Source organism: Undibacterium sp. GrIS 1.8 (assembly GCF_040544445.1).
Classification (GTDB): domain Bacteria; phylum Pseudomonadota; class Gammaproteobacteria; order Burkholderiales; family Burkholderiaceae_D; genus Undibacterium.
This window is the reverse complement of sequence record NZ_JBEONQ010000005.1, coordinates 22014-34126: the sequence shown is the minus strand read 5'-3', so window position 1 is coordinate 34126 and position 12113 is coordinate 22014. Positions and strand designations below refer to the sequence as shown.

6 protein-coding genes are annotated in these 12113 nt (G+C 48.9%); all 6 read right to left on the bottom strand.

Annotation, left to right across the window (positions count from 1 at the left end):
- Window positions 1-74: 74 nt before the first annotated feature.
- The 6 genes from AAKU64_RS03540 to AAKU64_RS03515 all read right to left on the bottom strand — a co-directional run bounded on the left by AAKU64_RS03540 (window position 75) and on the right by AAKU64_RS03515 (window position 12059).
- Window positions 75-2726 carry an Ig-like domain-containing protein gene (locus AAKU64_RS03540; RefSeq protein ID WP_503012580.1) on the bottom strand — a complete coding sequence of 884 codons (2652 nt, stop codon included), beginning with the start codon at window positions 2724-2726 and terminating at the stop codon, window positions 75-77.
- A gap of 947 nt (window positions 2727-3673) precedes the next feature.
- The gene (locus AAKU64_RS03535; RefSeq protein ID WP_354361491.1) at window positions 3674-6751 is read right to left on the bottom strand and encodes an efflux RND transporter permease subunit; all 3078 of its coding nucleotides are present in this window, start codon (window positions 6749-6751) and stop codon (window positions 3674-3676) included.
- Window positions 6752-6763: 12 nt separating this feature from the next.
- Window positions 6764-8029, bottom strand: coding sequence for an efflux RND transporter periplasmic adaptor subunit (locus AAKU64_RS03530; RefSeq protein WP_354329979.1), 1266 nt, complete (start codon window positions 8027-8029; stop codon window positions 6764-6766).
- A 200-nt stretch (window positions 8030-8229) separates the two neighbouring features.
- Entirely contained in the window at window positions 8230-9666 is a 1437-nt protein-coding gene (locus AAKU64_RS03525; protein WP_354361447.1) for an efflux transporter outer membrane subunit, read from the bottom strand.
- Window positions 9667-10074: 408 nt separating this feature from the next.
- Window positions 10075-11082: a tetratricopeptide repeat protein gene (locus AAKU64_RS03520; RefSeq protein ID WP_354329983.1), complete on the bottom strand. Its 1008-nt coding sequence runs from the start codon at window positions 11080-11082 to the stop codon at window positions 10075-10077.
- 203 nt (window positions 11083-11285) lie between these two features.
- Window positions 11286-12059 carry a bestrophin-like domain gene (locus AAKU64_RS03515; RefSeq protein WP_354329985.1) on the bottom strand — a complete coding sequence of 258 codons (774 nt, stop codon included), beginning with the start codon at window positions 12057-12059 and terminating at the stop codon, window positions 11286-11288.
- Window positions 12060-12113: the final 54 nt, after the last annotated feature.

The window sequence follows — 12113 nt, the reverse complement described above, 5'->3', positions numbered from 1 at the left end:
TAAAGCTAACTATGGCGTAATGCTTAATGGATGAATCTGTTGGAACTGGCTTGCGCCAGTTCCAACAGATTTTTTTATTGCGCAATTAAGCTGACATCATCAATCAGGAACGAAGTTGCGACGGTGCTATTTTCCACACCTAAGAAGTACACGCGAACAGTCTGACCTTTGTACGAGCTCAAATCAAAGGTTTTGTTAACGTAAGTACTGCCTTTATTTAAGTTGGAGTAAGTCGCCAGTGTCGCGAGTACCGTGCCATTGCTATTACGGATTTGCACTTGCAGGGTGTCATAGGCATTGGTGGTCGTCGTTTCGTCAGAGATGACTTTCAGCCAGAAGCTCAGCGTTGCGGTTGTGCTGGTAGCGGGAATCGTGACTTGCTGATAAATGGAATCCGTATGTGCAGCGCCATAACCATCCATCCACGCTTTATACGTTCCGCCATGTGCTGCCTGGCTGCTGTCAGAACTGACTACGCCGCTAGTCGCTGTCCATGAGCTTGCACCACTTTCAAATCCACCATTTACAATCAACTGAGTCGATGCCGCCGCGTTATTAACGGTGAAATTGACTGCTGAGGATGTGCCAACATTATTGGCGGCATCGTAAGCTTTGGCCGTTAAGCTATGGCTTGCATTGGTGAGCGTAGTGGAGTTTAGCGTCAGTGAGTAAGGTGTGGTCGTGGCGCTGCCTTTGAGAGTGTTATCGACATAAAACTCAACTTTAGTAACCCCAACGTTATCGCTCGCCGTTGCCGACAAAGTGATGGTGCCGCTAGTGCCGCTTTCAGTCGCGCTGACCGTTGGCGGCGTGGTGTCGCTGGTCGCATTGCTGACCGTAAAATTGACTGCGCTGGAAGTGCCGACATTGTTCGCCGCATCGTAGGCTTTGGCGACCAACGAATGGGAGGCATTGCTCAGTGTTGTTGAATTCAACGACAAGCTATATGGCGAACTGGTGGCATTACCTTTCAGAACGCTATCGACATAAAACTCAACTTTACTGACGCCGACATTGTCGTTGGCGCTGGCGGATAAAGTGATATTACCGCTGGTACCACTTTCGGTTGCGCTGACTGTTGGCGGCGTTGTATCGCTGGAGCCGCCTGAGCCTGTGGACTGCGTTACCCACATCGGTGCAGACCACAAAATATTGCCGTCATCCTGAGTGATTTTTGCATAGTAAAAATGCTCACCGACTGCTGGTGTGATGGTCGTTGTGGCAGTGCTGGACAATTGTGTGACCGTGCCGTTACGTCCAGGCACACCCTCGTAAATTGCTACCGTTGCAGCAGTACGTCCCGTACTGCTGGCAAAGTTAGTGACCAGAGTTAACGCACCGGTATTGGTAAAGCGCTCGCCCATCAAATGGCCGTTGGCAGTCAAGACCAATTGGGAATTTTTATCCATCGTCGCAAACACTCGGCGCGCCTTTAATGCAGCCAGGAAGTTGGCTGTGTTTAAGGTCGTTCCGGTTGGTAGCAACACGCCAGTGCGGTTGGTGTAAGAAGCACCCCAGTTAGCACAGTGGTTATCTTGATCTGTGCTGAAGGCAACGTGATAACCAGCTTCCAACGCTTTATTACAGGCCGCTTCGTAATTACTACGGCTAGTTTCGGTCTCGGTGGTATTGGTTGAGAACGCAGAAGTGTTCAGCACTTCGCACATTACCATCGCCTGATCGCCATCAGCGGTATAGCCCAAATCAACGCCACCGGCGTTGAACTGGCCTGTAGCTGCTGGATGATTAAATTGGCCGATCCAGCCGCGTTGACGCATCAAAGTATACAGCGCGGCGTAGTCACTTTTTGCTGTGTAGGTGTCGCCAATCAACTGATTGCTGCTGTTATATTCCCATTCCAGTAATTCGTTGGAATTGAAAATATTCATATGGCCGCCATTGCTAATGACGCCCCATTCCATGCCATAAATAGCCAAGAAGTTTGAATGTGCAGAATTGAAGCTGGTCGCCGCCGTTAGTCCCGATTGATATAGATTTTTTGCGGTTGCTGGTACGGCAGAAGCATTGGTGCTGTCAGACCCGTCGTACATATGATTGTGTTCCGACGTCATCAAAAAATCCAGACCACGGTTTAACGCATATTGGTAGGCATCTGTCGGGCCAAGTGCGGCAGATTGCGGATTTTGTGCGCCGGTACAAGAACTCAGAGCGCCACCGCCATCGCTGTGATTTGTCTGGCTATGCAAGTTACCGAAATAGATTGTGTACGGCAAACTGCTTGGTGCCGCAACGGCTAAAGAACTGACTGTACCGCCAGCAGCAGTTGAGCTGAGTGTTTTAGTGCTAGCGAGGCTTGTGCCACTTTTTGCGCGAGTAGGCAAGGCTTTAAAACTCGGCATAGACGGTGCGGTGAGCGTACCCACTTGCATAGGCCAGCTTTGAGAAATGATTTCAGTTTTAGACTTGGCTAATACGTTTTCTACTAATTTGTCTTGTGCACCTGCACCGCCAGCCAAAGCAGTCAAACCACTCGTGTCATTGGATGTTGCAGTCAAGCGCACTTGGTATAAACCATTAGGTACGTTGGAAGATAAGCTAGTCGAGCCATATGGACGACCTGCCCACAATACTTTGGTTGTGATAGTTTTTTTAAATAATTTTTCTACGCCATACCATTTGTTGACGACTTTCCCGGTCGGGCTGATCAGCTCCAGACGCCAGGTGACGGATTGTTCTTGTTCCAGCAGGGGGAATTCAAATTCCATCGTGAAATAACGCGACTCGTCACCAGTCCGCAGACTAGCATCTGCACGAAAAGGTACATGCAGCGTCGCCTCAAATTCATGATGATCGGCGTATGAGGCCATAGCGCTACTACTTGCTGCCACACCTAAAGCGCAGACCAGACTGAGTTGATAGGCGAGGGTTTTTAGTTTGATGCGATGACTCAGATGATGTGTAAAGTTGTGCACGAGTTGTTTCTCCCTTAAGACGGCTGTTGAGTAAATTCGGTATGTTCCGAACCAAGTACATTGAGTAAATCTGAAGCTAGCTAATAAAAAACTGCAACAAGATTGATACGGCCGAAGGGAAGAAAAGCAGACTTCGCTGCAGACCTGTTCTTGTTATTGTTGTGCTCTACATCTTTTGTTGACGACTGATATCAATACGCCGACCCTGATATTGGCTGTGACACCTCGACGCAATCGTAGACACAAATAAATTGCCTCATGACTTTCTGATTTCCTAAAACGATAAAAAAGCAGAAAAAAGCAATCGCTTGCGCAAACGATTGCTCATTAACTTATGAGTAAGAAATCAAGTCAAGGATTTGCGTTTTTTTTAGGGAAATAGTGCAGAAATTGTTGTTAATTGATAACAACATATCGATATGCATATTTTTATGACCCTTTAATGACATGCATTGCACAGCCATTGGAGGTTAACTTCGATTAAAAATCGTTTAAATAATTAATGGTACTTATTTAATGATATTTTTGATCTTATTTTTTAGCTTATTTTTAATCGTGTTTTACAGCAAAATGATCATGATTTTGCAGAGTTAAAATGCTTGCATTAAATATATAAAAAGCAGCAAAAAGTGCGCTGCTGCGTGAGCGCAAACCGACCATTAATACGATCGGCAGGTATCAATATTTTGTGACGATCACCGCATGCATGCGATAGGCGTGGTGATTTGCTGCGGTGATCGTTATTCGTCCGCAGCGGTAGTGGCGTGCGCTGTTTTTACTGTACGTCGCATTACTTTTTGTACAAGGTCGTCAACATAGGTAAATACGACTGGTACCACCAGTAATGAAAGCAGGGTGGAGGTAATCAAACCACCGATGACGGCGATTGCCATCGGTGCGCGAAAACTAGGATCAATGCCGATGCCCAAAGCAATTGGCAGCATGCCAGCGCCCATAGCAATGGTGGTCATTAAGATAGGGCGCGCGCGTTTATGTCCGGCATCTAGCAATGCAGCGCGACGCGACAGTCCGTTGCGACGTGCCACGATGGCATACTCGACCAGAAGGATAGAGTTTTTAGTGGCGATGCCCATCAACATGATTAAGCCAATCAAAGACGGCATAGAGAATGCGCTGTGCGTTAATAGTAGTGCGACAAAAGCCCCGCCTATGGATAAAGGTAAAGCTGCCAGAATCGTGACTGGTTGCATAAAATCATGGAACAGCAATACCAGCACCATGTAGATGCACAATACCCCCGTCAGCATCGCCAGCCCGAAACTCGCAAACAGCGTCTTCATCTCTTCGGCATCGCCAATTTCTGTGCGGATGACGCCAGCCGGAAGATTCTTTAAGCTTGGCAGGGTATCGACGGCATCGCTGACCTCACCTAAAGTTTTATCGTTCAACTCTATGGTAAAGGTGACGTTGCGTGATCGGTCCATTCTGCCAATTTGTGTCGGACCGCTGCCCATGCTTAGATCAGCGACTTGGCTCAGTAGCACATGTCCAGTTTTGCCAGGTACCGCGAGTTGGGATAACTGCGAGAGATCATTGCGTGACCCTAGCGGGAACCGCACTACGATCGGTATCTGGCGCTCAGGCAAATTCAATTTTGCCAGACCAACGTCATAGTCGCCGACGGTAGCGACGCGTATCGTTTCTGCAATCGCCACAGTGCTCACGCCGAGATCGGCGGCGCGGGCGGAGTCTGGACGGATAATAATTTCTGGCCGGAGCAGGCTGGCGTTTGAGCTAATCGCGCCGACGCCTGACAAAGTACGTAAATCTCTCTGCACTGCCTCTGCTGCGCTGTTTAAAGTATCGGGGTTATCTCCGCTTAACGAGAGTTGTAGTTTTTCTCCCGTACCACCAAGTCCGATATTGATTCGCACACCCGGCAGCACTTGTAATACCTGACGTAACTTGCCTTCTATCACTGTTTTTGTCTCGCTGCGTTGTGATCGGGGACTCAGCGTGAGTGTCAAATTGGCTTTGTTGACTGAGCTAATGCCGCCCTCGCCAAATGGATCAGAGCCTGCGCTACCGCTGCCGACAGAGGTATAAATTTTGGTAATATCTTTACGTTTTTCTAGAATTTTTCGCGCTTGTTCTGCCACAGCGAAAGTGTCTTTAAACGAACTGCCAGGCGGTAGTTCTAACTTGACGACGGTTTGTGAACGGTCGTCCGGTGGTACAAAGCCAGTCGGTAAAAATGGTACTAGCGCAAGCGATCCAAAAAAGAAAATGCCCGCCAAAATCGACGTCATCAATCGATGTTCCAGACACCATTCCGCCACCCGCATATAGGTTTGCATCAGCTTGCTGTCGCTGCTCGGATGCACAATAGGTTTCAGAAAATAGGCCGCCATCATCGGCGTTAACAAACGTGCGACGACTAAGGATGCCAGTACTGCCAATGCCGCAGTCCAGCCAAATTGCTTAAAGAATTTACCGGCGATGCCAGTCATAAACGCCGTTGGCAAAAATACTGCAACCAGAGTGAAGGTCGTGGCGATGACTGCCAAGCCTATTTCATCTGCGGCCTCCATCGCCGCTTGATAAGGCGTCTTACCCATGCGCAAATGGCGTACGATATTTTCGATTTCTACAATCGCATCATCGACCAGAATACCGACTACCAGCGCTAGCGATAATAGCGTTACGGTGTTGAGCGTAAAGTCAAACAAATACATGCCGAGAAAAGTCGGTATGACAGACAATGGTAATGCTGCGGCAGATACCAGAGTCGCGCGCCAATCTCGCAAGAACCACCAGACCACCAGTACCGCCAGCAGTGCGCCCTCAAACAGCAAATACATAGAACCGTCAAAGGATTCTTGTACTGGCTCGACCATGTTATACGCTTCGTCCAGAATTAAATCCGGATGGCTCGCTTGTAATTTGTTTAAGGCATCACGTACGCCTTTGGCGACCGTAATTTCGCTCGCACCTCGACTACGTGTAACTTCAAAACCGACCACCGGTTTGCCATCCAGTAGCGCGATTGAACGTCGTTCGGCGACGGTGTCTTGTACATGGGCGATTTGTTTGAGTTGCAGCCGGCGACCATCACTCAGGCTCAATTCCATGTTGGCGAGTTCGGCTGCGCTGGCGACGGTGGCGATGGTACGGACTGCCTGTTCACTGTTACCAATATTGGCGCGACCACCAGAGGCATCACGCTGCACTTGGACTAGCTGACGCGAGACTTCGGCGGCGGAGACATTCAGTGCCGCCATGCTGGCAGCATTGAGTTCAACCAGGACCTGACGGTCGACGCCGCCCACCCGTGCAACTTTGCCCAGACCCGGTACCGACATCAAGGACTTAGTGATCTGGTTATCCACCAGCCAGGACAAACCTTCTTCATCTAATTTGCCAGAGGCGACGGTGTACACCAGAAACGGGACGCCGGAAAATTCCACCTTACTGATCACAGGATCTTTCACGTCGCCTGGCAATTCTCCGCGCACGGTGCTGACGGCATTACGGACATCGTCTAATGCTTCCAGCATAGGTTTTTCCAGCACAAACTCGATGGTGGTAAGCGACATGCCATCTTGTACGGTGGAGTACAAATGTTTGACTCCCTGCATCGTGCCCAGCGCGTTTTCCAGCTTGCGGGTGATCTCAGTTTCTATCTGTGCCGGAGCCGCGCCGGGGAGGGATGTGGCGACGGTAATCATCGGCAATTCGATATCAGGAAAGTCCTGTATCTTCATCGCATGAAAAGCGAGCAGACCAGCCAGGGTCAGCAGAATAAACAGCAATAGCGCCGGAATCGGTGTTTTGATCGACCAGGAAGAAAAGTTCATCATGCGCTGGCCTTACTTTGGGCTGGAAGAGGCGGGAGTTGCACTCACCACTCTGACGATGTCGCCATCGGCCAAAAAACCAGCCCCGCTGTCGATCACTTTTGATGTCGCTGAGAGTCCATTATTGAGAGAACTCAGGATTTCAGTTCTGCCGTTTTGGGTTCTGCCGGTGGTCACCCGCAATTGCTTTACTTTGCCGATGTCCTTCGTTACGTCCTTGCTAGTGTCCATCACAAAGATACTGGCATAACCGTCACGCATCACGACCGCTGTACTGGGTACGGAGATCGCGTTGGTCTCAGCCAATACGAACGCACCTTTGGCAAACATGCCTGCTTTGAGATTATTCATCACGCCAGTTTTATTTGCTCCCTCCAGCAAATCCACATACACCAGGGTCTTACGAGTTTGTGTGTCTACCGTCGGTGCCAGCATTCTGACTTTGCCTTGAATAACGCTGCCATCGGTAGCGAACACGTTTACTTGCTGACCGATATTGATACGGGCACTGTCTTCTGCCGTCATTTCTGCGCGCCATTCCAGCTTGCCCTGGCGAATCAGACGAAATAATTCCTGACCGCTTTGTGCAACTGCGCCGATGGTCGCGCTGCGGGCAGAGATCACACCATCGTCCGGTGCAACAATGCGGGTTTGCTTTAGTCGTAATCGCGCCGATTGCACACTTGCCTTGGCGGCGGACATACGGGCAAATGCGGTATTTCTGGCAGTGGCATACTGGTTGATTTGCTGGATGCTGATGGCGCCGCTTTCTTTTAACTGCATCGCTCGTCTGGCATTGCTTTGGGCTTCCGCCAAGGTCGCTTCCGCCTCAGCCAGCATCGCTTCCTGCTGGGCGACTTCAGTGCTGATCGTCTCTTCAGAAAATTTGGCGAGCAGTTGACCACGTTTGACCTTGTCACCAACCTGCACCAGTAATTCATTAAGCCGTACACCGTTGAGTTCGGTGCCGATGATGGCCTCTTGCCATGCAGCGATGCTGCCATTGGCGCTGCTGCTACCGGCCCATGCCGTATTTTGTATGGTCGCTACCGTCACGCTGAGGGAGGGACGTACGGAACCTGCTGCAGCTGCTGCATTACCTAAGCCAACGGCGCTGGCGCCAAGATTGGTGTTGATGTCACCTTTGGCGCTGTGACTAGTATTGCCGGTCTGATCTGCTGACAAACCTCTTTTGGCAAAGACAAGGATGAGCAACATCAGTATCAGCAAGGCGCTGACGATGATGGCTGTTCTTTTATGATCGAGTACGTACTTCATATGCCGACTCCGTAAAATTCTTTTCTCTGCAATTCTTTTCCCTGCATTCACTCAACAGAATATGAGCATATAAATACCGGGAAATACAATATACTCCCCCATTATTTTTTTAAATATACCCTATTGTCCAATGATTATATGGACAACTTAAATATACCTGTAGGGAGTATTTATTTATATCAAAGTGTCTGCATAGGTATTTATTCTGTTATCGAGGTGGTTTTCCAATCACCACCGACCGCTTTATACAGCGCAATCCAGGCACTTGCCTGATCGCGCTGCAAAGATAATTTTTGTTGCTGACTGCTGAGTTGCTGACGCAAGGCATCTTCTTTATCGAGCACGCTATTACTGCCAAAGCGGACGCCTGCTTCGGCGCTTTCTAGTGATTTTGTATTCGCTGTTTCAATGGCAGCATAGCTTTGCAGATGCTGGTTGACGGTATTCAATCTGACTATTGCCTCTTCGACTTCGCGGATGGCGATCAAACTTTGCTGGCGGAACGCCGCTAGAGTCTCGGCATAACGCGCTTGCGCTCCATCCACCGCAGCTTTGCGCTTGCCCGCATCAAACAAGGGTAAATCCAGGCTGGGGCCGAACGACCAGCTGCTATCGCGCATCGTTTGGTCGCCAATGCGCACACCAAATACATTGATCGAGCCGAGTAAAGATATAGAAGGATAACGCCGCGCTTCTGCAACGCCGATCTCTGCCGCACTAGCGGTCAGGTTATATAAACTGGCGCGCAAGTCGGGGCGTTGCAATAACACTTTGGCGGGGACTGCATCGACAATAAAACTACTGACTTGCGGCAATTGCCCATGCCGTGCGCTCAACATCTGGCGCAATTCTGCCTCGGGCAAGGTGCTTAATACAACCAAGGATTTGACGAGTACCGCACAATCACTTTGCTGACGCTGTAATTGGGTTTGCACATTAGCGACCACGGCGGCTTGCTGTGCCAGCTCCAGCGGTGAGATAAAGCCAGCTTCGGCTTTGCGAGTTGTCAGTTGCTGCGCCAGCTCTTGCGACTGCAAGGCTCGTTGCTGTAAATCGGCTTGCGCTTCGCAAACACGTAAGCTGACATAGGTGTTGGCAACTTCTGCTGCAAGACTAATCCTGGCATCGTGCCACTCGGTTTCACGCGTATTGAGCCGCGCTACTGCGCCGCGGCGAGCTACCGATACTGCGCCAAATAAATCGACTTCCCACTTGGCATCTAGCCCCGCGATCGCCAGCGTCTGTTTGCTGGTTTGCAGTAATTGTGGATTGCGACCAGCCGTCACGCTGGCCGTCAGGTTGAGGCTAGGCCAAAGCGCAGCTCCCGCTGCTGCCGCATCGGCGCGCGCCTGTCCTATACGGGCGGTGGCTTGCGCCAGACTTTGATTTTGTTGCTGCGCAACTTGTTGAAGCTGGCTCAGCGTAGCGTCGTTCCAGCTATCCCACCAGGCAGAAAGATTTTGTGCAACATCCACCTTCTCAGACGGTGGTAAATTTGTTTGCCAAGTTGCGGCATTATTATCAAGCAGATGCTGATCTGGCTTAGGTGTGCTCAAACTACAGGCAGACAATAACCCGCTCAGGCACAAGGCAGCGACAGCAGGGGAGAAGACAAGTTTTTTGGCGCTTAAAGCCATGGAGTGCCTTGTAAAACTTGCAGATAAAGAGCTCGCAAAGAAGATGACGTAACCACGCAACTATTCACGTACACGCAACTATTTTTTAAATAAGCACGCAGACGATTTAAATTCAGATCAATCTCAGTTTCGAACATGCTTGGAAATACTTACTACTCGGTGATTCATGACCGAATTAATGAGTGCCATACTTTCTCTTGTTCGATAGCAATCTTAATGCTGTACCGACACAGGGATTGTGAATTGACTCATGGGAGAGGTCAAATTTTTTGATATAAAAATGACCTTATTTGCAGAATGTGTACCGTTTCAGACCACACTCGCCTGAAACGGTAGATGATTTACAGAGGAACAGAAAAAAATGAGGGTAGCAAATAAGTTCTAACTTACTGATGATCAGGCGCCGAATTAGCCTCTCAGCATTTTCAACTGCGCCTCAACATCGTCTTTAATTTTTTTCGGTAGCTCTGGTTTAAAGCTCAATGCTTTTTCAAAAGTGACTATCGCCTTGGCTTTGTCGCTTAAAGCTTGCAGACATTGGCCCATGCGATAGTAGGTATAGGATTGCGCATCGATAGCGAGAGCTTTCTCAAAAAAAGTGATGGCTTCTTTGTGTTTACCTTGCTCTTGCAGATTTCTGGCCATGCCATAAAAGCCGCCTTGCTTATCCGGGAAGCGACGTTGCGATTCTTGGAATACACGGGATGCATCCGCATATTTTTTCTGCTTTGCATAATTGCTGCCTAAACTTTGCAACAGATCGGCTTGCATATCGCTCAGCTGTTCTGAATTGGTAGCGTTGACTGACAAGATCGCGGCTTCAGCTTTGCTGAAATTCTCATCTGCGATATCCAGCTTGGCTTGCATTAAAGTGCCGGCTGCCGGATTGATTTTTACTGTCTCTGTAATGAGTTTTTCAGCTTTGCCTTTGCCGCCACCTGCGATGCTTGGCGCTTGCATGTAGTACTCCATCAAGGAGCTGCGTGCCTCTATATTTTGGGGATTGAGTTCGACTGCTTTTTGGAAGGCATCACGTATTTTGCTGGCATAACCAATCGCTGACATAATCCCGCCGCGCATGGCCTTGGTGCCTAATACTTCCCCCAGACTTTCTTGACAATCCGAGTTGCTTGGATTTGCATTAATGCACTGCTCAGCTAGCTTTGCCGCTTCGTCTAAACGACTTTCTTTACCCTCAATCAAAATCAATTTAGCTTTGGCAATTAATGCATCTGCATTATTCGGCTCTACGCTGAGTTTGGCGTTGGCGACACGCGCCACTTCATCATATTTTTTTGCTTTAAATAAAGGCGAATAGTCGTTGGCAAATGCGGATTGGGATACCAGTGCAGACAAGCTGATGGTAATGCTGACTGCAAGACTAGTTGAGACGATAGCGGCAGAAGATCTTTGCATGAAAATCCTTGATGTCGAATTGTGATGGGCGCGATACCCACGCAATGCTCAGAAGCTTGGGTACACGTAAAGATAAGGACATAAGGATAACGCGATCAAGCTCGTTTAGGTTGACGTTTTATTATGGATATTTTTAAAAAATTGCGCGACTAAATGCCATCATCTTTTTAACCAATACGCTTTTTACTCAGCTCCTCACCTATCTATTGCATGCTCTCCAGCACACTTTGCATAGGATGCTTGTTCACCTGAATTAAGCCGCGTTGTGGCCGGTCCAGATCAATGATGGAGAAAATGACTAACGCGACCAACAACGCAAATATGCTCGTCGCCATTATGTTGCGATGACCAATGGCGCCGCAGGCATAGCCGCTGAGCGCGGCTGTCAACAGTGCCGAGATAAACAGCAGCCAGAACACGGATTCAGGTACATGATTTTCTCGCGCATCATTTTGCTCTGCGCTGACATCAATCATGTCATTGAGCGCTTGCACAAACAGTGAATTATTCATTTGTCTTTCGCGCCGCAGTTCGCTACTGGCGATGCTCCAGATTTCTTGCTGTAATTGATTCGTGTGCTGACTGACTTGGCTAATTTGTTTTTGATTAATGCTGGTCTGATAGCTCGCCAGACGAATTTTGGTGTAGTCCTTTAATTTATTTTTGACTTGGTCGCGCACATTAGGATCGAGTAAATCAGCCCGCAAATACGTAGTGCCGATCGCATTAGCTTCTTTCAAAATAATATTTTTTCGCAGATCATAACGGGCGGAGGCCATCGCAAACGAGAACGCGAGTAACAATCCCAGCAAGGCCAGAGCAGCACCCATTAAAGTAGAAAACACGGAGCTGGATTGCTCATATACCGCAGGGTCATTACGCTTGCCGAAGCGGTAACTGATCTCAATCATCAGGAACAGACAGATCAATAAACTGAGTGCGATTTTCCAGGCATCGATTTGGTACAAAAATTCCATTTTTCTGTCCCGGTGGTGATTTGATAGCGAGAATATTTAAGGTCTCTGAACAAG